The sequence below is a fragment of the Caedibacter taeniospiralis genome (assembly GCF_002803295.2).
Lineage (GTDB): Bacteria > Pseudomonadota > Gammaproteobacteria > Francisellales > Francisellaceae > Caedibacter > Caedibacter taeniospiralis.
Genome location: NZ_PGGB02000006.1, coordinates 196 through 23,735, shown reverse-complemented (window position 1 = coordinate 23,735; position 23,540 = coordinate 196). Strand labels below are relative to the sequence as shown.

Sequence of the window (23,540 nt, the reverse complement as noted above, 5' to 3'; positions counted from 1 at the left end):
GACTTAAGTTCTAGTGAAGTGATTGATGATATAGCTGGTAATACAAGCCGTTTTCATTTTCTAAAAGCGATTGATGATTGCCGATCTCAACAATTTCGCCACCGTCCATGACCACAATTTGATCCGCATGTTCAACTGTTGATAATCTGTGCGCTACCACAAAAGTCGTGCGGTTTTTCATGAGTCTCTCAAGTGCTTGCTGCACAATACGTTCTGACTCATTATCAAGCGCACTCGTTGCTTCATCTAAAATTAACACAGGCGCATTTTTCAACAGTGCTCTGGCGATGGCAACACGCTGACGCTGCCCACCTGAAAGGCTTAAGCCGTTTTGCCCGACCTCGGTATATAAGCCTTTTGGAAGCTTTTCGATAAACTCCCACGCATTTGCCGCTTTCGCTGCTTGAATGACTTCCTCCTCGGAAACCTCACCCTCGCGACCATAAGCAATATTATGAAAAAGCGTATCATCAAATAAATTAACATGTTGCGATACTAACGAAATATGACTACGCAAGTTTGCCAAAGTTAATGACTGCGTATTTTCGCCATCCAGCAGGATCCGCCCCCTGGTTGGTTGATAGAAACGTGCCAATAAATTCACTATCGTCGTTTTACCCCCTCCTGAGCGCCCAACCAACGCAACGGTTTGCCCAGCTTCAGCCGTGAGATTAATCTCTTTTAGCACCATCTGTTTACTTTCGGGGTACTGAAAATGAACGCCTTTAAATTCAACGTGACCCTTCACTTTTTCCAGTGTTTTTATCCCAGTATCCTCTTCGGATTGTGCATCCAGAATTTCAAAAATATCTTCAGTTGCCGCAATTGCCTTTTGGATGGTTGAGTTCACATTCGTTAAATTTTTAATCGGCTTTAAAATCGCCATCATCGACGCAAAAAACGCCACAAAGCCACCAGCATCAAGCCATCCACCTTCCTTTAAACCATAGGTTGCGACGATAAATAAAATTACTGCAATTACAATTGCACCAATAAACTGGATGATCGGTGATGATAAACCATCAAGCATAAGAGTCTTAATTTGCTGGCGATAAGTGTAAGTCAGGTTTTGATCAAATTTCTGTAGTTGATATTTCTGTCCACCAAAAATGCGAATCTCCTTATAATTAATCAATGCTTCTTCGGCAAAGTGCGTCACTGAGCCCATGGCAGCTTGGGTGTTGCGACTGTAGTGGCGAAATTTCTTACTGATCCATGTAATAAAAATGGCTAAAAATGGCGCCACCACAATCACGGTAATCGATAACTGCCAGCTGGTTACAACCATCACAATGATAAGACCAATCACAAAGGTGCCATCTTGCACCACAGTAATAATTGCGTTACCCGTTGCACTGGTTACCTGGTCAACGTTGTACAAAAGCTTGGACAAAAGCTTACCCGAAGACGTTTTATCATAATAGTGTGCGGGAAGATCCAAAAACTTGCCAAACATTCTTTTACGAAAGCGATACACCACCTGCGCACCGAGCTTCCCCATAAAAAATGATGACAGAAAAGATCCCACGCCACGCAAGGTAAAAAGCACAAGAAACAATAACGCAATGCCTTTTAAGAATTCCCCCCCTGTCGGGGTGAATCCTTTATTTAATAAGGGCTTAATCAAATACATGGCATAGGCATCACAAGCGGAATATATAATGCTGCCAATCACCGAAATGAGTAATAATGGCCACAGCGCGCGCACTTCCCAGAGCAGTCTTTTGTACAAACTATAGGTTTTCTTGTGCGCATTAGCAGAAATTTGCATGTTGTTTTTATCTTGGAAATCACAAATTAAACAGAGTTTACCGAAATTTGTTGGTAACATAAAGAATAAGCTCAGGTAACGTGGTACAAACATGGAAATCTATCTTGTCGGCGGCGCTGTACGCGACAAACTGCTTGGTTTAAACATCGAGGATAAAGACTGGCTTGTGATCAATGGCAGTGAACAGGAAATGCTTGAAAAGGGCTTTATTCAAGTCGGTAAAAAATTCCCCGTATTCTTACATCCTAAAACCTATGAAGAGTACGCACTTGCAAGAACTGAAGACAAAATTGATAAAGGATATAAAGGGTTTCAATTCAACACTGACGATGTCAGTCTTGTCGCTGATTTAAAACGCCGTGATTTAACGATTAATGCCATGGCAATAGACGAAAATGGCATACTCCACGATCCTTTTAACGGACAAAAAGACATCATTGCTAGAAAACTTCGCCATGTGAGTGATGCTTTTTCTGAAGATCCCTTGCGTGTATTAAGGGTGGCTCGTTTTGCTGCTAAATACCATTACCTGGGGTTTACTATTGCCACAGAGACTTTGAAACTCATGCAGAAAATCGTTGAAAATAAAGAGCTTGAAAGCCTTTCAAGTGAACGCATTTTCCAAGAGCTTGTTAAATCTCTGGCAACACCAAATCCTGAGGTTTTTATTTTCACTTTGCAGCAAGTTAATGCCTGTCAACATATCCTTAAAGCGTTAAACTCACTCAATAAAGACGATCTTCGGGCACTTGTCTACGCAAAACAGGGTGGCTGTCAAGACGTTAATGTTTTATCAGCACTTATCCTTAACCATCTTTTAACAGAGCAAGCCCTATCAAACACCCTGGATGAACTTAAGGTTCCTCGCGCCATGCAAACACTATGTTTAAATGTTTATCGCTACCGCCATTTCTTTGCTAGCATCAGGACCCAACCAGAAAAAGACACCCTAAGTGCGTTAAAAGCAATCAATGCTCTACGCGACAATGGGGCGTTTGAGCAATTTATTACCGCCCTGCAATATATCTATCATGAAAATACTGCATCTTTATCATCGCTTAAGTGCGCTAAAAACATTCAATACAGGCTTATAACCTACGACTATGCCTTGTTGATTAATGATGTTCGTAATAAAAAAACCATTGCAAACAAGATTGAACAGCAACAGCTTATGATCATAAAAAATACTATCGCAGAAAACCTAAGCTAGATGACTTGCTAAGCAAGTTTAAAAACGTATACACTATCGCTTGTAATTTGCTAATGGTTTGTGTTTTGCTTCACTGACTTTGATGGTGATTTCAGCCCTAATGGTGTGTTCAATACGCCCCTGCGTTTGTTCAAATAAAAATGGGCTGAAATCCGTCAGATTTGTTGGCTTAGACAAGATTTTCATCCCACTGTCATTCCCGCTTGACCACTCTAGAGGGTCAAGCGCGCGAAGGCGGGAATCCAGTTTCCAAATGACCCCTGCGGCTTCGTGCAGGGTGATGGTGGACGGAAAGATGGTCAGAGCTGATATGTTTTACTCAAAATGCAACGCAAGAGGGAATCTGGTGTAAATCCAGAGCTGGTCCGCAGCGGTAATTGGAAACGAACGATACACTTGAGCTTAATGATATTTAGCCAAGAAACGCACTGATTGACAAACAATTGGGAAGCAGTATCCAGTAGGTGTTAAATGTGTCCATAAGCCCGAATATCTGCCATTAGTTGACTGTGTGAAAAGCTTTCGTGGAACAAAGCGAGCACATGAGTCAATGTATGTTCATTGACTAACAGCGTTTTGTTTGCTGGATCTATGCACTTTTGCTGGCTTTAAAGACTACCCCGTCTGCTTCACGCGCAGAGCTTGTGGCGTTCAAAGCTAAAGAAGCAAAACTGTTTGCTTCTTTCGGGCGCTTTTCACCCCCCTTCGCTAACGAAGGGGAATTTTCGGAAAGCCAGCAAAAGTGCATAGATCCAGTAAATGAAGCTGTGCCTTAAATTTTCCACGCTGCTTTTGTTTTACTCACCACCTACCAAAGGGAAAACGAAAGAATGCACGTTAATGTCATGAAAAGATCAGGCAAGCTAGAGCCTGTCAACCTGGATAAAATTCACCGCGTGATCACCTGGGCTGCTGAAGGTTTAGAAAATGTTTCGGTTTCACAAGTTGAACTTCAATCTCACATTCAGCTATATGAGGGCATGAAAACATCCGACATTCAAGCCATTATTATTAAAACCGCGGCTGATTTAATTTCTGAGGAAACACCAGATTATCAATATATGGCAGCACGTTTGGCGATTTTTCATTTGCGAAAACTGGCTTATGGTCAATTTGAGTCCCCTCATTTATATGATCAGGTTAAAAAGCTTGTTGAGCTTAACAAGTATGATGCCAAGTTACTTGAAGATTATACGCATGAAGAGTTTGATTTAATGAATAAGCATATCGATCATTGGCGCGATATGAACTTCACTTACGCCGCGGTGAATCAAATGCAAGGCAAATATCTGGTGCAAAATCGTGTCACGGGTCAAATTTATGAAACACCACAGATGCTTTATATGCTGGTGAGTGCCTGCCTTTTTAGCAAGCATGAGAGATCAACTCGCCTGCAATATGTACTTGATTTTTATGATGCTATTAGTCAGTTCAAAATTTCACTGCCCACCCCGATTATGGCAGGGGTCAGGACTCCTACCAGACAATTTAGCTCATGTGTGTTAATTGATACCGATGATAGCCTGGACTCGATTAATGCCTCGGCATCTGCCATTGTCAAATACGTCTCACAACGCGCAGGCATTGGGATTAATGCAGGCAAAATCCGCGCGTTGGGAAGTGAAATCAGAGGTGGAGAAGCTCTACACACGGGTTGCATCCCATTTTATAAATATTTCCAAACCGCTGTTAAGTCCTGCTCTCAAGGAGGTGTGCGTGGAGGAGCGGCGACACTTTTTTATCCACTTTGGCATTTGGAAGTGGAGTCCCTTTTGGTGCTTAAGAATAATCGTGGCGTTGAGGACAATCGTATCCGCCATTTGGATTATGGCGTCCAAATCAATAAACTGATGTATCAGCGCTTGATTGAACAAAAAGAGATCACATTGTTTAGTCCTTCTGATGTTCCTGGACTTTACGATGCGTTTTTTGCTGATCAAGCGGAATTTGAAAGACTTTATATTGCTGGTGAAGCCAATCCGCGGATTCGCAAGAAGAAGATTAAAGCGACTGAGCTTTTTTCTTTACTTATGCAAGAGCGTGCGCAAACGGGGCGAATCTATATTCAAAACGTTGACCATTGTAACACCCACTCCGCGTTTAACCCAAAACTTGCCCCCATTAAGCAGTCTAATCTGTGCATGGAAATAACACTTCCCACCAAGCCACTTCAGCATATTTTTGATGAAGAAGGCGAGATTGCCTTGTGTACGCTTTCGGCTTTTAATCTTGGGGCGATTGATTCTTTGGATGAGCTTAAGCATCTTACGTTTTTAATTGTGAGCGCACTTGATCACTTGTTGGATTATCAGAACTATCCACTAAAAGCGGCTGAAATCCCTGCTAAAGCCAGACGTAGTCTCGGCGTTGGTGTCATTAACTTCGCTTACTATTTGGCAAAAAACAAGGTCAGATACAGTGATGGCAGCGCCAATAAACTCACACACCAGACCTTTGAAGCAATTCAGTATTATTTATTAAACGCGTCCAATCGCCTTGCCAAAGAGAAATCAGCTTGTGCATATTTTCATGAGACTAATTACGCACAAGGTCTGTTACCGATTGATCACTATAAGAAGAATATCGATGAATTTGCCCATTTCCCTTTGCAACATGACTGGGAAACTCTACGCAAGGATATTCAACAATATGGTCTTAGAAACTCAACTTTAAGTGCCATTATGCCCTCTGAAACCTCCTCGCAAATTGCTAATGCAACCAATGGGATTGAGCCACCCCGCGGACTGGTGTCTATCAAACAAAGTAAAGATGGGGTATTAAAGCAAGTCGTTCCTGAAATTACGCGCTTAGGCAATCAGTATGAGCTTTTATGGCAAATGCCCGATAATCGTGGTTACTTAGAAATTTGTGCGATTATCCAAAAATTCATCGATCAATCCATCTCAGCGAACACCAACTATGATCCTGTGCGTTTTAGCGAGCAAAAGGTTCCGATGCAAACCTTGATGGCTGATCTTCTTATCGCTTATAAATATGGCTTAAAAACCCTTTATTATCACAATACACGCGACCATTCTGAACAAAAAGCATCTCACGCCATGGAAGCTGATGAATGCGAATCTGGCGCATGTAAAATTTAAGGTATTATCATGACAAACTATTATACTTATTCAACTTTTCAAACGAAGTCCAATCATCAACTCTATGAACCCATGTTCTTTGGCGCCTCAGTTAATGTGTCGCGCTTTGATCAGCAAAAACATCCCATTTTTGAGCGCTTAATTGAAAAGCAGTTGTCTTTCTTTTGGCGTCCAGAGGAAGTAGATTTAAGTCGAGATCGTATTGATTTTCAAAAATTCAGCGAAATTGAACGTCATATTTTTTTATCCAACCTGCAATACCAGACTTTGCTGGACTCGGTCCAGGGTCGAAGTCCCAATATTGCTTTTCTACCCTTGGTGTCTTTGCCTGAACTTGAAACCTGGATTGAAACCTGGAGTTTTTTTGAGACGATTCATAGCCGTTCGTATACGCATATGGTGAGATCGTTGATGGATGATCCAACTCCCGTTTTTGATGCTATTGTTGATAATACCGAAATTCGTAAACGTGCACAGAATATTACTTACTATTATGATCAGCTGATTGTGCAAACGCAGCTTCTACAAACGCAAGGGGTAGGGAACTACGTCATTCACGGAAAATCGATTGAGATAAGTGAACAAACCGTTAAAAAAGGACTGTATCTTGCACTCCATGCCGTAAATGCACTTGAGGCTATTCGCTTTTATGTCAGTTTTGCCTGCACCTTTGCTTTTTCTGAGCAAAAAAAACTGGAAGGCTGTGGCAAAATCATGAAGCTTATTGCCCGTGATGAATCCATCCACCTAACCAGCACCCAGCATATGATTAATATTATCTTGTCGGGTAAAGATGGTGATACAGAATTAAGTGAAATCGCCTGCCATTCACAAGTTGAAGCAGAAGCCATTTTTAAAGAGACCATATTGCAGGAAAAAGCCTGGGCGAAATACCTCTTTGCTCATGGTTCAATCCTGGGACTTAATGAACAGATCCTTTGCCAATACATCGACTATTTAGCCAAAGAGCGCATGCAGGCTGTAGGTCTTGAGACCCATGATATTAATGCACCCAAAAATAATCCCATTCCCTGGATTAATCACTATCTTAACTCAGACAATGTCCAGGTCGCGCCACAAGAAACCGAAATCAGCTCCTATCTTGTCGGTCAAATTGACAGTAACGTTTCAGACAATGCTTTTAGTGGTTTTGAGCTGTAGGGGAGCTCAAATTTAAAAATCCTGGCTTTGACAGAATTTCAGCCCATTTTTCGTTTAAACAATCGTAGGGGCGTATTGAATACGCCCTTGTGGGAAGAAATATGGTCAACCCCAAGATTCTGTTTTGTTATGAAAGTAGTAGGGTGGATAAGCGAAAGCGCATCCACGCGGAAAAACAAACAGGTTGAGTATTGGTGGACGCGCTTTCGTTTATCCACCCTACACCAAGTGCGTTAATAAGTTGGAGATCACTAACAATGCTTGCCATTTACCTTAATGACCAAATCATTCAGGTTGAGGATACAGATTTAACAATATTAGAAGCCTTGGAAAATGAAGGCATTGCCGCAAACTTTCAGTGTCGCAATGGGGTTTGTGGTACTTGCCGTTGCCAGCTTATCTCTGGCAAGGTCAAATATGTCAAAGAACCACTGGCTTCTATTCAATCCGACGAAGTGCTTATTTGCATTGCAGTAGAAGCATAGCTCGGTGTTACGCGCCACTATTTCACGCCTAAAGCAAACCAGTAGGTTTTAAAGGACTCCTCCACAATGGCGCACAACAAGTCAATAAAATCATCATAATCATTTGTCATATGTGCTTTATCCAGCGCATGATAATATTCCAGTCTTTTCTCAACAGGCAGCACAACCGCAGGATAACCGTTTTGCATCAAAACCAGATTCATCAAAAGCCTGCTCGTTCTTCCATTACCATCTACAAAGGGATGAATTTTAACAAACTCACCATGCAATCTTGCTGCTCTTTCTATAGGATGCAAACTACACCATGATTCATGGCTTGCAATTAACTCTTGCATTAATTGTGGCAAATGAATGTACTCAGGGGGAATGTGTTTAGCGCCCATAATTTTGACATTGATTGTGCGATATTTTCCTGCATTACTATCATCGATGTTTTTTAATATCAATTGATGTATCGATTTAATCACCCATTCGGTAATGGGTTCAACTTGAGACACCAAGCCTTCAACATATAAAATGGCATCTTTATGATTTATTGCTTCAAAATGCTCTCTCAAGGTTTTGCCACCAACCGTAATACCTTCAAGAGCAATTCTCGTCTCTTTTAGCGTTAGCGTATTGCCCTCAATAGCATTAGAGTGATACGTCCAGTCTAAAATCAAATTTTCATGCAAATTATGGAGCAATTCATAAGATAAAGGTCGATAGCTATCAAGCTTTTCTTTCATTTGATCATATTTTGCAAAATACATATCGTTAAACCTCTTAGAAAATCAAGCCCGCTAGATTATACAGCATCCTGGATGTGTGTAGTGAATAAGTACTGCAAAATCATTCTTAACTGATATAATGCCCAGCAGTTTCAATCACCCCCCAAAAAATATTAGGGGTAATAAGCAGGCATACCACACACATGCAACTGTTACGACTTGCAGATTTAAACCATATTAAACATCACAACACCCCAAGCATCGTCACCATTGGAAATTTTGATGGCATGCACCTGGGACATCGCCAGATTATCCATCATATGCAGCGATTAGCACAGACGCAAAGAGCGCGAACCTGTGTCGTGTGCTTTGAGCCGCAACCCAAAGAGTTTTTTTTAAAAGATCAAGCACCCCTGCGTATCACACCCTTTCGCGATAAAATCCAGGCGCTTAAGATACTCGATGTCGACCAGGTTTTATGCCTTCAGTTCAATCAAAAACTAGCGAGCTTAAGCCCAGAAGCCTTTGTTAAACAAATCCTTGTTGATGGGCTTAATGCAATCCATGTTATTATTGGTGATGATTTTCGCTTTGGTTATAAGCGTGAGGGTGATTTTACGCTTTTGCAGGCACTGGGTAAGCAACATGGGTTCAGTGTTGAGAGTTTGCCTTCTTACACGCTTTTGGGAACGCGCATTAGTAGCAGCTATATTCGTGAATTAATTGGCAGAGGAAAATTTAACGAAGTCAAAGCGTTTCTTGGTCGAGCGTATACCTTAAGTGGGCGCGTTCATCACGGTGATCAAAATGGTCGTAAAATTGGCTTTCCAACCATCAACATCCCGATGCCAACACAGGTTGCTGCGTCAGGGGTTTATGTTGTCAACGTCCATATTAAAGACAAAGTTTATCGTGGCGTTGCCAATATTGGCGTGCGTCCCACCGTATGCGGCAAAATAAGGCTCTTAGAAATACATATTTTCAGTTTTGCGCATGACTTATATGGGCAATATGTTACGATTGAGTTCTTGCATTTTGTACGCAGTGAACAGAAGTTTTCAAGCTTGGATGCACTAAAAGAGCAGATTGTGAAAGACAAACAGGTCGCACTTGACTGGCTGGAACAACACAGGTTAGCAATCAATGAAAAGGTTTAGATATGGCAGACTATAAAAGCACTTTAAACTTGCCTAAAACATCCTTCGCAATGAAGGCAAATTTAGCGCAAAGGGAACCACTACGCTTAAAACAGTGGGAAGATGAAGGGGTTTATCAAAAAATTCGTCAGCATTTCTCAGGACGTGAAAAATTCATTCTGCATGATGGACCTCCTTATGCCAATGGAGATATTCACGTAGGGCATGCGGTCAACAAGATTTTAAAAGACATGGTCGTGCGCTCAAAAACGCTTTCAGGGTTTGATGCCCCCTATGTGCCAGGTTGGGATTGTCATGGTCTGCCAATCGAACATCAAGTGGAAAAAAAGGTGGGTAAAGCGGGGGTCAAAATTGATGCCAATGCCTTTCGTAAAGAATGTCGTCACTATGCTAAGAAGCAGGTTGAACGCCAAGCAGTTGACTTCAAACGCCTAGGCGTGCTGGGCGATTGGGATAAGCCTTACTTAACCATGAACTTCGATTATGAAGCTAATATTGTTAGAACGCTTGGCAGCATTATTAAAAATGGACACTTAACCAAGGGTTTCAAACCAGTGCACTGGTGCCCTGAGTGTGGCTCAGCATTGGCTGAGGCTGAAGTAGAATACAAAGATAAAGTTTCCCCTGCGATTGATGTCAAGTTCCCCATTGTCGAACCTGAAAAATGGGCAGAAGCTTTTGGTCTGGATCATTTATCTGATAACACTGCTGCAGTTATCTGGACAACGACACCATGGACACTACCTGCCAACCAGGCGATTGCCGTGCATAACGAAATAAGCTATGCCGTTGTCAATTTTCACAAGGATCAATATATTATTGTTGCCACCGAGCTAGTGGAAGCCCTGATGAAGCGCGCGAACATTGATGAATATCATATTCTTGCCAGCGTTTCTGGTGATGAGCTGACACAATTGCAAGTGCATCACCCATTTTACAATCGCATCGTGCCAGTGTTGCATGGTGATCATGTGACGGTTGACTCGGGTACGGGATTGGTACACACCGCACCTGCGCACGGGGTTGAGGATTTTGCTCTAGGTAAATTGCATGCTTTACCCATTGATAACCCAGTTAACAATCAGGGTTGCTACCACGATAATACCGAACTATTTGCAGGTGAATTTGTCTTTAAGGCAAATGACCACGTCGTTGAAGTGCTTAAAGAAAAGAATGCCCTGCTTAATCTACATAAACTAGAACATAGTTATCCACACTGCTGGCGCCATAAAACCCCTCTTATTTTTCGTGCAACACCGCAGTGGTTTATCAGCATGGAAAACAATCATTTGCGTACGCGTGCCGAGGAAACCATCAAAGAGGTTAAATGGGTGCCAAGCTGGGGGCAAAATCGCATTGAAGCGATGATGCAGGGTCGCCCTGATTGGTGTATCTCGCGTCAGCGTACCTGGGGGGTGCCAATTCCATTGTTTATCCATAAGGAAACAGAGGAATTACATCCTAAGACCGAGGCTATTATCGAGAAAGTGGCCCTTGCAATTGAAAAGGGTGGAGTTGAAGCCTGGTTTGATGCTGATGATAGTCAGTTTATTAGTGAAACACCTGAGTATCAGCGCGTTACCGATACCTTAGATGTATGGTTTGACTCAGGCACATCCAATGCCTGTGTACTCGAGCATAACAAAGATCTACGCTTTCCCGCTGATTTATATTTAGAAGGCTCAGATCAGCATCGTGGCTGGTTTCAAACTTCACTGCTTACGAGTCTTGCGCGTTGCGATCAAGCCCCTTTTAAGCAGGTATTAACCCATGGGTTTACGGTTGATGCGCATGGCAAAAAAATGTCTAAATCCTTAGGGAATGTCGTCTCTCCACAAGATGTCGTTAATACTTTGGGTGCGGATATTCTAAGATTGTGGGTAGCCGCGACTGACTATCGCACCGAAATGACGGTTTCTGATGAGATTCTAAAACGTAATGCCGATACGTACAGGAGATTACGTAATACCGCGCGTTTTCTGTTAGCAAACCTTGACGGCTTTGATCCAGAAACAGATTCGCTGGCATTTGATCAATTAGTGGCACTGGATCAATGGGCAATTGCTAACGCATATGAAGTCCAACAAAAAGTTATCGCTGCCTATGATGAGTATAATTTCCACGTTGTTGCGCAACAGATTCATCATTTTTGCTCCATTGATATGGGTAGTTTTTATCTGGATGTTATTAAAGATCGTCAATATACTGCCAAGGCTAATGGTCTTGCACGAAAATCTGCGCAAACGGCAATGTATCATATTATCCATGCGCTGGTGCGCTGGATGTCCCCGATTCTTTGCTTTACCGCGGATGAAATTTATGCAGCCATTCCTGGCAACAAACCTCAATTTGTAACTTGTGAGTGGTATCAAGGGTTATCTCAATTGAGAGACTCCAATCCCCTTAATCTTGCTTACTGGCAAATGATTCAAGATGTGCGCACTGAGTGCAACAAACTCCTTGAGCTTAGGCGCGCTGAAGGTGTTTTAGGAGCATCGTTAGAGGCAAATGTCAGCGTATTTGCCGATGAGAAACTTTATGCGCAACTAGCCAAACTCAAAGATGAACTGCGCTTTGCTTTGATCGTTTCAAACGTCAATCTTTGTCCGCTGTCACAAAAAACCACGGCTGCTATAGACACTGAAATCAAAGGCTTAAGCATTGTGGTTGAAAAATCCGAAGCCGCCAAATGTGAACGCTGCTGGCACCGCCGTGAAGATATTGGCTCAAATAGTGAATACCCTGATATTTGTGAGCGCTGCGTTGAAAATATCACCACTGAACAAGGAGAACATCGTGAGTTTGCATAATAATCAATTGCGGTGGGTGCTCTTGAGTATCGTTGTCATAATCATTGATCTTGGCAGCAAATATTTTGCCTCTGCCTCATTAAACTATGCCAAACCTGTTGAAATATTGCCGTTTTTTAATTTAACCCTTTTGCATAATTATGGTGCGGCATTTAGCTTTTTAAGCAATGCTGATACGACATGGCAGGTCGTGTTACTCTCAGGTATTGCCATCGTTGTCGCCGTGGTCATTTTAATCTGGCTTACTAAACTACCGAAAAACAAGAACCTGACTGCCTGTGCTTTGGCACTTATTTTAGGTGGCGCGCTGGGTAATGTATATGACCGCATGCTTCATGGCTACGTCATCGACTTCCTGGATTTTCATCTCAATAATTATCACTGGCCAGCGTTTAATATCGCTGACTCTGCCATTTGCATTGGTGCTATAATTTTGATTGTGATAAGCATGGGGGCGAAAAATATTTCACCTAAAAAATGATTCTTCAGAGCCTAAATACACAATAGAGAGCGGGAAATTTGCCTAAACCTTAAAAAATTGATGAAATAAATATCTGTAAACAAATGAGCACGATCAACACCAGCATCGGTGAGAAATCAATCCCGCTTTGCGTTGGCGGAATAATTTTTTGCGCTTTACGCAGCAAAGGGTCAGTTAGTTGGTTTAATGCAATCAAGGTGGGATTGTATGAGCCTTGGCTAAACCAGCTTGCGATGGATCGAATAAAGATCAAAATAATATACATCCAGATAATATTGAGAATAAGTTTAATTAAAGAAATAAACCAAATCACTCCCCAAGGAACATACATGCTTTTTACACCCAGGATTTGCACTAATATAATCTGTAGCAGCACGACGGCATATGCCAACACTAAAGCCGCAAAATCCAAACCAAAAAATCCAGGAATGACGCGTCGCAATGGCTTTAACAAGGGGTTTGTAATGCGCATAATCAGCTGACAAAACGGATTATAAAAGTCTGCCTTCACCCATTGTAAAAAAAAGCGCAGTAGCAGCGCATAAGCAAATAGACTGAAAATAATTTCAATCAAAAAAAGTCCGACGTTGTTAAATGCGTTAATCATACTTTATCCTTTTGTCCATCATGAGTAAGTACACTGCCAAACTGCTGGGCAAGCTCGTGCGAGCGCAACAGATTTTGTTCGATCGCCTGTTGAATACTTTCTTTAAAGCCCGTTTCGGCAAATGCTTTTAATGCTGCCGCAGTAACCCCGCCTTTTGAAGTCACCTTTTGCCTCAAGCTTGAAAGAGTGTGTACACTTTCTAATGCCATTTTACTTGCGCCAAAAGCTGTTTGTGTCACCAGCAAGATCGCCTGTTTTTCGGTCAATCCAAGGTTGATTGCTGCATCAATCATATGTTCCATCATCAAAAAGAAATACGCAGGACCTGAACCTGAAATAGCAGTTGCCACATCGATTAAAGACTCCTCCTGAACCCAAGTCACTACGCCTACTTTACGCATAATTTGCTCTGCCATTTCTTTTTGCTGGCGCGATACATGCTCATTGGCAAAGAGCGCACTAGCGCCGCAACCAATAAGACTTGGGGTGTTTGGCATCGCTCTGACAAGGGCATAATCACTCACTAGCCAATTTTTAATTTGCGCGAGCGTAATGCCTGCCACGATCGAGACAAATAAGGGCTTGCTTTGCCTGTTTAGTTCACTCTTGATCGACAAAATAAGCTCTTTTAGCGACTGAGGCTTAACGCAAAGTATGAGAATATCTGCAGCTTTAACCGCACTTGTCAGATCTACAGTTGTTTTCACGTGAAAAAGTTGATTTAAACTCTCTAACTTTTCCTGATGTCTATCAACCACAGTGATTGATTTTGGCGAAACACCATCACTCACTAAACCTGCAATAATGCTCATTGCCATATTGCCGCCACCCAAAAAACAAATTTGCGCGTTAACCATTCTTAAGTCCCTTATTTTTCTTGAATTGAAGATTTAAATATTTCACATAAATCTGATCGTAAATATAATTAAAAACAAGCGCATAGCACAAGTAAAAGAATATAAAACCCAGGTTCACCGTAAACGCCGCCAAAAAGGGCAAATGTAACAACATGATCACAAATGGCACGCTTACCAAACAAAGGCTTAACTCAAACAACAAAGCATGTACGGTCCTAAGCCAAAGGTTACGCTTGAAACGTATACCTCCTAACTTGTTTTCAACTATATCAAACAGCCAGTTATAGATAAAATTCCACAGCATAGCCGCAATGGCGAGAATAACCGCGAGAATACCTAAGGATACAGAATTTTTATTGAGTACAAAGTATGACAGGGGGATAACGATCACAAGTGCCACAAATTCAAATAAAAGCATATGCAGAATCCGTCCTTTTAACCCCATTTTCTGCTGCATCATCGTCGTAAGCTATCGTTTAACTGTCCACTCATGCGGGCTATTGTTCCAAATCATCATTTTAAACACAAGGATTTGCACCTGATTCATTGATTTTTTCGCGGCACACAAACCCCGTAACGACTAATCACAAGGGAGCCTATTACAGCAATGATCCCACCGATAACCGCCCCCACATTGGGGATTTCTGCTAAAAAAACAGCTGCCAATATCAGGGTGAAAATAGGCACCATATACAAAGCGCTTGAGGCGGCTGTTGCTTTGATGTATTTAAACGCATAGCCCCATAATAAATAAGCAATTGCACCAGGAAAAATACCCATATAGATAATCACTAATAAATGCGACCAGTCCGCTATGGTGATTTTGCTTAGAGCTTCAGGTAAATAAAGCATCAGCGCGAGTGTCCCAAACCATATACAGTAGCTTACTACCTCAATTGGATGGTAACGTGATAACAGTTTTTTCTGCATACATGAATATGTAGCGTTTGCAAATGTCGCTCCATACACCAAAAGAATTCCAGTGTGCTGTGCGTCGTGCTCACTTGATAACAAAATCACAAGAATGCCTGACAGACTAACAATAAAGCCCAGCACCCCATAACGATTAATCCGCTCCTTAAAAAAGACTATTGCCAAAATAGCGACGATAATGGGCAGCTGAGCTACAATGAAGTTCGCCAAGCCAGCGCTCACCGTCTTCTCGCCCTCATTAAGCAGCACGTTATAGCTGAAAAACCCAAAGAAACCCAATATGGCAAATAGGATTAGATCCTTTATTTGAGGCATTTTTTTATTTTTTACCAGCACAAATGGCACAATGACTGCGACAGATGCCACAAAATAACGTGATAATGCCAACCCTCCTGCAGTAAACACCTCCATCACATAGCGTATGCCAACAAAAGCAGACGCCCACAAAATCACGGTGATCAGTAATGCTATTAGTGCTTTTTTCTCATTTTTCATCGCTGAAATAGAACTTAGATAAAACTGCTAATCATCCTACCTAAAGCCTAAATGACTTACTAGAAAATTGCGCATATTTCTATTTATCGCTATACCCATCGTAAATCATTTTACAGGTTTTATGGGGAAGAAGTTCGTGGGGATTTTGAAAGATTGAACTGCGGTAATAGCAGCCCTTGGCGGAGTCTGCTGGCGCTCATTTTGCTGTGATTTTTTTATATTTAATGCGATGAGGATCGACAGAATCATCGCCTAGACGTTTTTTCTTATCTTCAATGTAAGCTTCGTAGTTACCCTCAAACCATACAACATTACTTTCCCCCTCAAAGGCAAGAATATGTGTTGCAACGCGATCCAGGAACCAGCGATCATGTGAGATGATCATAATGGAACCAGGGAAAGTCAAGATGGCTTCTTCAAGTGCGCGTAATGTCTCAACATCGAGATCATTGGTAGGTTCATCAAGTAAAATCACATTGCCACCCTTACGTAAGAGCTTGGCTAAATGCACGCGATTGCGTTCCCCTCCTGATAACTGATGAATAAATTTCTGCTGATCGGTTCCCTTGAAGTTAAAGCGTCCAACATATTGACGCGATGGAATGGTATATTTGCCGACTGTAATGACGTCAAGACCATCAGAGATTTCTTCCCACACGGTTTTATTGCCATCTAAGGCATCACGTGACTGATTGACGTAAGCAAGTTCAACGGTTTCACCAAACTCGATATCGCCAGCGTCAGGCGTTTCAATACCAGAAATCATCTTAAAAAAGGTGGACTTACCTGCGCCATTTGGACCAATAATCCCGACAATAGAACCCACGGGTACTTCAAAATCTAAGCCGTTAATGAGCAATCTATCGCCAAATCCCTTGCTGATTTTTTGAATATTGATGACTTTATTGCCCAAGCGCGGTCCTGGCGGGATGTATAAATCTTGGGTGGCATTGCGCTCCTGGAATTCTTGTGAACTTAACTCATCAAAGCGTGCCAGACGTGCTTTTGACTTGGCTTGACGACCCTTGGCGTTTTGACGCACCCATTCAAGCTCTTGTTGTAGCGCTTTTCGGTGAGCAGTTTGTTTTTTCTCTTCTTGAGCAAGACGTGCTTCTTTTTGCTCTAGCCAGCTTGAGTAATTCCCCTTAAACGGAATACCTTCACCGCGATCAAGTTCAAGTATCCACTCGGCTACGTTATCTAAGAAATAACGATCATGGGTGATCGCAACGACAGTTCCCTTGTATTCCTGTAAGAAGCGCTCAAGCCAGGCAACACTTTCAGCATCCAAGTGGTTGGTGGGCTCATCCAAAAGTAGAATATCGGGAGAAGATAAGAGCAATTTGCATAAAGCAACACGACGCACCTCGCCTCCTGAAAGCTTTGACACGTCAGCATCCCATGGGGGTAAGCGCAAAGCGTCAGCCGCAATCTCAAGTTTGCGATCAATCTCCCAGGCACCAGCGGTATCAATTTTATTCTGTAACTCACCCTGCTCAGCTAGGAGTTTATTCATCTCATCATCAGACATGGGCTCGCAGAATTTCATGCTGATCTCGTCAAAACGGACCACCAATGCCTTTAGATCAGCCACGGCTTCTTCAACATTGCCCTTGACATCTTTGCTTGGGTCAAGCTGTGGCTCCTGTGGCAAATAAGCGATTTTAATTCCTTTGCGTGGTGCTGCTTCACCAATAATCTCGGTATCAAGTCCCGCCATAATGCGCAAAAGTGTCGACTTACCAGAGCCATTTAAACCTAACACGCCAATTTTTGCACCATCAAAAAATGACAGTGAAATATCTTTTAGAATATAGCGATTAGGCGGCACTACTTTGCCGACTCGGTGCATCGAATAAATATATTGTTCAGACATTGTAAGAGGTCCTTAGTGTTTTTTTAAGTTACTGGAGTTACGCACTTTCTGTAACGCAGGCGATTGTAGCAAAAAATGAATGGGCTTGGCTAGAAATCTGTAAAATAACTTAGGTTGAGATCAGGAGGACGAAATTTTGTCTAAGCCTTAATTTTTAATAAAATTTCCTTGAACTTAATCCTGCTCGCTGTGATAAAATGCGACCTTCACTTTCGATTTGGCTATTTAAGGATAAGGCGTTTTACATGTCAGAAATGCAAAGAAATTATGATCCTAAGTTACTTGAACAGCAATGTTATGAGCAGTGGGAGAAAAAAGGCTTATTTAGATGCGGGCAAACCACTGTCACTCCTTACACGATTATGTTGCCGCCACCCAATATCACGGGTACTTTGCATATGGGACATGGTTTTCAACATACTCTAATGGATCTATTAACGAGATACCATCGCATGATGGGTCGTGATGCCCTATGGCAACCAGGGACAGATCACGCAGGCATTGCGACACAAATGGTCGTTGAGAGAAATTTACATGCCGAAGGTATTACACGCCACGATTTGGGACGTGAAAAATTTGTTGAGAAAATCTGGCAGTGGAAGGAATATTCTGGTGGCTCAATTGGCAAACAAATGCGCCGCTTGGGTGTGTCTTGTGATTGGTCACGCGAGCGCTTCACCATGGACGATGGTCTATCGCAAGCAGTGAAAACCTGTTTTATTAAACTTTATGAAGATGGGTTAATCTATCGCGGTGAACGTCTGGTCAACTGGGATCCTGTGCTACTGACTGCCGTGTCGGATTTAGAGGTTGTGCAAGAAGAAGAGAAAGGTTTTTTATGGCATTTTGCCTATCCACTTGTCGATGGCAATGGGCAGATTGAGATTGCGACAACGAGACCCGAAACGATGCTGGGAGACGTTGCTGTTGCCGTTAATCCTGACGATGAGCGTTATAAAGACCTGATTGGTAAAATGGTAAAACTGCCATTAACGGAACGCGAAATTCCGATTATTGCCGATGATTATGTGGATATGTTATTTGGTACAGGGTGCGTGAAAATCACGCCCGCGCATGACTTTAATGACTATGAAATTGGTAAACGCCATAATCTAGCCATGATTAATATTTTAACGGATGAAGCGAAAATGAATCACAATGCCCCTCAAAACTACCAGGGGTTAGATCGTTTTGAGGCGCGTAAGCAAGTCGTTCTTGATATGGAGCAACAAGGTTTATTGATTAAGGTGGAGCCGCATACGTTAAAAGTGCCCAGGGGAGATAGAACAGGGGTTATTCTTGAGCCCTACTTAACCAAACAATGGTTTGTTAAGGCAAGTGAACTGGGAAAGGCTGCGCTTGAAGTCGTGGAAAATGGTGCGGTCCGTTTTGTTCCCGATAACTGGAAAAATACGTATTATTCATGGATGCGTGATTTACAGGACTGGTGCATTTCCCGTCAGTTGTGGTGGGGGCATCGCATTCCCGCCTGGTATGATGATAATGGAAATATCTATGTCGGGGAATCAGAAGTCGATGTGCGCGCGAAATATGGGCTATCTTTGGGACTAAAACTGCATCAGGATGAAGATGTTTTTGACACCTGGTTTTCTGCGGCACTTTGGCCATTTTCAACCTTAGGCTGGCCGCATAAAACGGCAGAACTTAAAAAATATTATCCCACGAGTGTGCTTGTTACCGGGTTTGATATTATCTTTTTCTGGGTTGCCCGCATGATGATGTTTGGGCTTTATTTTATGAAAGAAATCCCCTTTAAAGACATTTATATTACGGGACTTATTCGTGATGCAGAAGGACAAAAAATGTCTAAGTCCAAGGGAAATGTACTTGATCCTGTGGATTTGATCGATGGTATCACACTTCAGGATTTGGTGGCTAAAAGAACACAAAGTTTAATGCAGCCGCAAATGAAGACCAGAGTGGAAAAACAAACGCGCAAACATTTCCCTGAAGGCATTGAAGCTTATGGGACGGATGCACTACGTTTTACCTTTACTGCATTGGCTTCCACTTCTCGCGATATTTGTTTTGATGTATCGCGCATGGAAGGTTATCGCAATTTTTGTAATAAACTATGGAATGCCTCACGCTTTGTGATGATGAATCTAGATGGCTACCATCGAGAAAGTAATCAATATGAAATGGGGGCAGCGGAGCAGTGGATCTGGCATGAACTAAATAATATAGTGGCTGAAGTGCATAAACATATTGCCAATTATCGTTTTGATTTGTTGGCGCAAAGCATTTATGAATTTGTCTGGAATCAATATTGTGACTGGTATCTTGAGTTTGCCAAGGCAACACTTGGTGATGCTGACATTACCCTGGCACGCAGGCATGCTGTGCAATATACCCTGGTCAGTGTGCTGGATAGAATACTGCGCATAGCGCATCCGATTATTCCGTTTATTACCGAGGAAATATTTACTCAGGTCAAAGGGTTCACTCTAGATGAGTCAACCTCGATTATGGTGAGTTCATTTCCGTTATTTGATGAAAATCTTGTCAATGAAAAGGCAGCAAGCGAAGTTGAGTGGCTCAAAAAAGTCATTGTTACCATCCGTACAATACGATCTGAGATGAATATCAAGCCAGGTTTAAGTATTCCGCTTTATATTAAAAATGCAACTACCGATGAGTTGATAAAACTCGAAGCGACAAAATCACTTATAGAGTCTATGGCAAAAGTTTCTGACATTATGGTGAGCGATGAGGTACCGATGTCAGCGACAAGTCTGGTTGACAGCATGGAGTTGCATATTCCTTTAGCTGGACTCATCGATGTATCAGCCGAACAGGCGCGCCTTAAAAAAGAGCAGGAAAAGCTAGAGAAAGAAATTTCACGTTTGATGAGTAAGTTGACGAATGAAAAATTTGTCGCTAATGCGCCAGAAGATGTGGTGCTTAAAGAAAAGGAAAAGCTTCAGGAGTACCAGATGGTACAAAGCAAACTAATGGCGCAGTTTGAGAAATTGGAAGCATTGCTTGCATAAATTTCAAGGGTCCTACTCAGATCATCGATCCTGAGAGATCGGTCATTACTGTTGATCAGAACTATATCAAAAGTGATGACAATGGCTTTTATCTGTTCATCAGCAAAGGTAATAAAGTGGATAAGCGTCATATCGTGATTGATGCCATCAGTAAGGAGGGGCTTGCTATTATTCGTTCTGGCGTAGAGCCAGGGGAATTATTGATTATCTGGTTGCATAATTTACCCTTTACAATTAAACTCGACTTTAGCTGTTTTTGATTAATCCTGGCTGAAATCTGTTGAGGTAATCTTTGGTTAAGGTCAGGAATTACAGCTATTTTAGCCATATTGTCATCTGAATTTTTATCAACTCTTCTGCGTTTCTTATCGATGGTGTTGGGTAATCTGGTTGATCAATCCATGAAAGAAATATTAAGTAGTGATAAAGCCAAAATGTTTATGAATCATGCCGCGGATAATTTTGGACATTGTAAAATACGGGCATACTTCAATGGAGACAAAGCAGAAAGTGCAACGTTTAAAAAAATGGATCCACTTTATGCTTGATGGTAGATCACTTCATTCAGTTTAAGTTGTAAGCCATGCTTGTCCAATAAAGGTAGAATCATTTGCTGCAATGCGTCTCGATGTGGCTGAAGTTTAGCTTGTTTATATAACCCCTGTATTTCTGGTGTACTGTCGGCAAGCTGTGGATTCACGCGTTTAAGAATATAGGATTTTAAATTCATGTGTTCTACGTAGACGGCTTTGACGCCTGTATCAGCCAACGCGCTTATAAATTCACCCAGACTTTTTGCGTCATATCGAAAGTGAGGCAAGAGTGGTCCGATGAAGGCGTAAGTCTGAATGCCTTGCTCATTCAGTTTGGCTAAGGTATCAAATCGCCGTTTTGCACTAGGCGCGTGTATTTCTAAAAAGCGACTGATTTTATCTTCTGTCGATGTGACCGTGAGACCCACTTCAACATTAGGCAGATTTTTCAAAATATCCACATCACGAAGTACCAATGGTGATTTGGTCAATATACTAATCAAACCAGAAAATTGCTGTTCATTGCAGTGAGCTAAGATACCACGCGTCAATTCATATTGTTTTTCAGCTCCTTGATAACAATCTGTCACGGAACTTAACATAAGCCTTGGTGGGTGGTTATCAATCGATTTAAGTTGTTTGTATTCTGACCTAAATAATTCCACTGCATTAATTTTGACGTAAAGATAATTCCCCCAATTTTCCAGAGGTTCATTGACAAAGCGCCCCATAAAACTGGCATAACAATAGGTGCAGGCAAATTGACAGCCTACGTAAGGATTGATGACGTAATCAGCGCCTGGCAATTTGGATTTTGTGACAATCGATTTAGCCCGAATTTCTTTAATGTCCATAGGCGTAATTTGGTGCATTTGTTTTCTTTTGATTGGCGGCTACTACTGTATAGTAAGTCCTAAATGTATCTGCCACGGTGTTTGCATTTACTAACTGTTGACCAATGAAAGTAGGCGTGGCTTGATTAATTATCTGTTTTGCATACTCTTTATTCATAGTTTCCAGTATTCCATGTAAACATGGTCAATATTGATAACTTAACTTTCCCAAATTTTATAAGCATTTGCTACTGATGAGCTGCAAACCGCAGACTATCCCTGCATCTTAGGGCTGCAAAAATCAACTCAGTGGCGGCTTATCAATGGATACCTTACAACCTTTACTCATGCACTTGCAAGCATTTTTTAAAATAGAAGTTGCACAAAAGGGGGTTCTCCCGCAATAAATGTGGTGTTGAAAAAGAGTGTTTAAGCCAGTAAAATGAAGGAATTGAATATTTTTATGTGCTTACTAAAATGCATCAATTTTTGAATGATTTACTCAACCTTCCTGACACTCAAGTTACTGGTTATAAAATAGTTGGTAATAAAATTTATATTGATGTTGAAAGTACAACTGATGAGGTAAAGTGTCGGATATGCAACGGACCTACTACCTCAAATGGGTGTGCAGAGATGCGTGAGATTCGTCATTTGCCAATGAATGGATATGAGTGTTATTTGCGCATAAAAGCCAAACGAGGTATATGCGAAAGTTGTGATGAACACCCAACTACAAACCAGCGTCTAAGCTGGTATGACTATAAAAGCAGATACACCAAGGCTTATTTAGATTATCTGATGCTATTGTTGGTCAATACTACATTGGAGGATGTAGCTATCAAAGAAAATATAAGTGCCGACACCATTGGTCGCATCCTTGAAGCCAATGTATCCAAAAAAGCTGACTGGAGCAACTACACAAGACTTGGATTAATTGGCATTGATGAAGTTGCAATTAGAAAAGGATACAGTGATTACCTAACTATTATTACCTCTCGCTTCAATGATAAAGTGCGCATTATTGCTGTGCTCAAAAGTCGAGAAAAAGCGACAGTTAAAGCATTCTTGAAGCAAATTCCATCGAGATTGAAACCTACAATTGAAGGTACTTGTTGTGATATGAACGAAAGTTATATTAATGCTTCTCTGGAGGCTTTAAGGAGAGTTCCAGTAATAGTTGATCGATTTCATGTTGCTAAAAAGTATAGACAATGCCTTGTTGATATACGCAAATCAGAGCTTGCTAGGTTGCGTAAAAAATTAAGTGATGAGCGTTATAAAGAGCTAAAACTTGCCATATTAATCCTACGTAGAAATATAGAATTAGTATCCAAAGAAGATCGCCAAGAACTAGAAAAGTTGTTTAGATATTCATCTAAATTAAGGGTTGGTTATCGCTTATGTCGTCAACCACACTACATGACACCTAAATATCGCCTTTCCTCAGCCTGAGAAATATTTCGCCTAAATATCAGCCGCAATGAAGCGATGATTTTCTTTGGC

Annotated in this window: 21 protein-coding genes and 1 riboswitch; of the genes, 11 read left to right on the top strand and 10 right to left on the bottom strand. The window is 41.6% G+C overall.

Features of this window, described 5'->3' with window-relative positions:
• Positions 1 to 10 precede the first annotated feature (10 nt).
• A complete protein-coding gene (gene msbA, locus CU053_RS03335) occupies positions 11 to 1,831 on the bottom strand; it encodes a lipid A export permease/ATP-binding protein MsbA (RefSeq protein WP_100550735.1) in 1,821 nt (606 codons plus the stop codon).
• 31 nt (positions 1,832 to 1,862) lie between these two features.
• Here msbA and CU053_RS06555 point away from each other — a divergent pair, with 31 nt between their 5' ends.
• Positions 1,863 to 2,981 carry a multifunctional CCA tRNA nucleotidyl transferase/2'3'-cyclic phosphodiesterase/2'nucleotidase/phosphatase gene (locus CU053_RS06555; protein WP_100550734.1) on the top strand — a complete coding sequence of 373 codons (1,119 nt, stop codon included), beginning with the start codon at positions 1,863 to 1,865 and terminating at the stop codon, positions 2,979 to 2,981.
• Positions 2,982 to 3,014: 33 nt separating this feature from the next.
• Here CU053_RS06555 and CU053_RS03325 read toward each other — a convergent pair whose 3' ends face one another.
• On the bottom strand, positions 3,015 to 3,158 hold the full coding sequence (locus CU053_RS03325) for a hypothetical protein (RefSeq protein ID WP_158106966.1): 144 nt from the start codon (positions 3,156 to 3,158) through the stop codon (positions 3,015 to 3,017).
• 113 nt (positions 3,159 to 3,271) lie between these two features.
• A riboswitch (cobalamin riboswitch) is annotated at positions 3,272 to 3,496 on the top strand.
• Positions 3,497 to 3,811: 315 nt separating this feature from the next.
• Between CU053_RS03325 and nrdA the strand changes: the two genes are divergently transcribed.
• The 3 genes from nrdA to yfaE all read left to right on the top strand — a co-directional run bounded on the left by nrdA (position 3,812) and on the right by yfaE (position 7,728).
• Entirely contained in the window at positions 3,812 to 6,082 is a 2,271-nt protein-coding gene (gene nrdA / locus CU053_RS03320; RefSeq protein WP_100550733.1) for a class 1a ribonucleoside-diphosphate reductase subunit alpha, read from the top strand.
• Positions 6,083 to 6,091: 9 nt separating this feature from the next.
• Positions 6,092 to 7,243: a class Ia ribonucleoside-diphosphate reductase subunit beta gene (gene nrdB, locus CU053_RS03315; protein WP_100550732.1), complete on the top strand. Its 1,152-nt coding sequence runs from the start codon at positions 6,092 to 6,094 to the stop codon at positions 7,241 to 7,243.
• A gap of 257 nt (positions 7,244 to 7,500) precedes the next feature.
• On the top strand, positions 7,501 to 7,728 hold the full coding sequence (gene yfaE, locus CU053_RS03310) for a class I ribonucleotide reductase maintenance protein YfaE (protein WP_100550731.1): 228 nt from the start codon (positions 7,501 to 7,503) through the stop codon (positions 7,726 to 7,728).
• A gap of 17 nt (positions 7,729 to 7,745) precedes the next feature.
• Here the strand turns inward: yfaE and CU053_RS03305 are convergent, their stop codons facing one another.
• Positions 7,746 to 8,480: a Fic family protein gene (locus CU053_RS03305; protein ID WP_100550730.1), complete on the bottom strand. Its 735-nt coding sequence runs from the start codon at positions 8,478 to 8,480 to the stop codon at positions 7,746 to 7,748.
• 161 nt (positions 8,481 to 8,641) lie between these two features.
• On the opposite strand from CU053_RS03305, the gene CU053_RS03300 reads away from it, so the two are divergent.
• Genes CU053_RS03300 through lspA form a run of 3 tightly spaced genes read left to right on the top strand, consistent with a single transcriptional unit; the run spans position 8,642 to position 12,886 of the window.
• Positions 8,642 to 9,595: a bifunctional riboflavin kinase/FAD synthetase gene (locus tag CU053_RS03300; RefSeq protein ID WP_100550729.1), complete on the top strand. Its 954-nt coding sequence runs from the start codon at positions 8,642 to 8,644 to the stop codon at positions 9,593 to 9,595.
• A gap of 2 nt (positions 9,596 to 9,597) precedes the next feature.
• Positions 9,598 to 12,405 carry an isoleucine--tRNA ligase gene (gene ileS / locus CU053_RS03295; protein ID WP_100550728.1) on the top strand — a complete coding sequence of 936 codons (2,808 nt, stop codon included), beginning with the start codon at positions 9,598 to 9,600 and terminating at the stop codon, positions 12,403 to 12,405.
• Entirely contained in the window at positions 12,392 to 12,886 is a 495-nt protein-coding gene (gene lspA, locus CU053_RS03290; protein WP_100550727.1) for a signal peptidase II, read from the top strand. The genes ileS and lspA overlap by 14 nt, the downstream gene beginning before the upstream one ends.
• 49 nt (positions 12,887 to 12,935) lie before the next feature.
• On the opposite strand, the gene CU053_RS03285 is transcribed toward lspA, so the two are convergent.
• The 5 genes from CU053_RS03285 to ettA form a co-directional block, all read right to left on the bottom strand.
• On the bottom strand, positions 12,936 to 13,493 hold the full coding sequence (locus CU053_RS03285; protein ID WP_100550726.1) for a YggT family protein: 558 nt from the start codon (positions 13,491 to 13,493) through the stop codon (positions 12,936 to 12,938).
• Entirely contained in the window at positions 13,490 to 14,350 is an 861-nt protein-coding gene (gene proC / locus CU053_RS03280) for a pyrroline-5-carboxylate reductase (protein ID WP_100550725.1), read from the bottom strand. The genes CU053_RS03285 and proC overlap by 4 nt, the downstream gene beginning before the upstream one ends.
• A complete protein-coding gene (locus CU053_RS03275) occupies positions 14,343 to 14,810 on the bottom strand; it encodes a PACE efflux transporter (RefSeq protein ID WP_100550724.1) in 468 nt (155 codons plus the stop codon). The genes proC and CU053_RS03275 overlap by 8 nt, the downstream gene beginning before the upstream one ends.
• A gap of 83 nt (positions 14,811 to 14,893) precedes the next feature.
• Positions 14,894 to 15,778, bottom strand: coding sequence for a DMT family transporter (locus CU053_RS03270; protein ID WP_100550723.1), 885 nt, complete (start codon positions 15,776 to 15,778; stop codon positions 14,894 to 14,896).
• 196 nt (positions 15,779 to 15,974) lie between these two features.
• Complete coding sequence (gene ettA, locus CU053_RS03265) at positions 15,975 to 17,654, bottom strand: energy-dependent translational throttle protein EttA (protein ID WP_100550722.1); 1,680 nt, start codon at positions 17,652 to 17,654, stop codon at positions 15,975 to 15,977.
• Positions 17,655 to 17,899: 245 nt separating this feature from the next.
• On the opposite strand from ettA, the gene CU053_RS03260 reads away from it, so the two are divergent.
• The 3 genes from CU053_RS03260 (at position 17,900) to CU053_RS03250 (ending at position 21,216) form a co-directional block, all read left to right on the top strand.
• Positions 17,900 to 20,668: a valine--tRNA ligase gene (locus tag CU053_RS03260; RefSeq protein WP_100550721.1), complete on the top strand. Its 2,769-nt coding sequence runs from the start codon at positions 17,900 to 17,902 to the stop codon at positions 20,666 to 20,668.
• Between the two features lie 116 nt (positions 20,669 to 20,784).
• Positions 20,785 to 20,928 carry a hypothetical protein gene (locus CU053_RS03255; protein ID WP_158106965.1) on the top strand — a complete coding sequence of 48 codons (144 nt, stop codon included), beginning with the start codon at positions 20,785 to 20,787 and terminating at the stop codon, positions 20,926 to 20,928.
• Between the two features lie 69 nt (positions 20,929 to 20,997).
• On the top strand, positions 20,998 to 21,216 hold the full coding sequence (locus tag CU053_RS03250) for a hypothetical protein (RefSeq protein WP_158106964.1): 219 nt from the start codon (positions 20,998 to 21,000) through the stop codon (positions 21,214 to 21,216).
• On the opposite strand, the gene CU053_RS03245 is transcribed toward CU053_RS03250, so the two are convergent.
• The gene (locus CU053_RS03245; RefSeq protein ID WP_199244195.1) at positions 21,207 to 22,073 is read right to left on the bottom strand and encodes an SPL family radical SAM protein; all 867 of its coding nucleotides are present in this window, start codon (positions 22,071 to 22,073) and stop codon (positions 21,207 to 21,209) included. The genes CU053_RS03250 and CU053_RS03245 overlap by 10 nt on opposite strands.
• Entirely contained in the window at positions 22,045 to 22,212 is a 168-nt protein-coding gene (locus CU053_RS03240; RefSeq protein ID WP_158106963.1) for a hypothetical protein, read from the bottom strand. The genes CU053_RS03245 and CU053_RS03240 overlap by 29 nt, the downstream gene beginning before the upstream one ends.
• A gap of 311 nt (positions 22,213 to 22,523) precedes the next feature.
• On the opposite strand from CU053_RS03240, the gene CU053_RS03235 reads away from it, so the two are divergent.
• Positions 22,524 to 23,489 (top strand): transposase, encoded by a 966-nt coding sequence (locus CU053_RS03235; RefSeq protein WP_158106962.1) that lies wholly within the window; start codon positions 22,524 to 22,526, stop codon positions 23,487 to 23,489.
• The last annotated feature ends 51 nt before the right edge of the window (positions 23,490 to 23,540 follow it).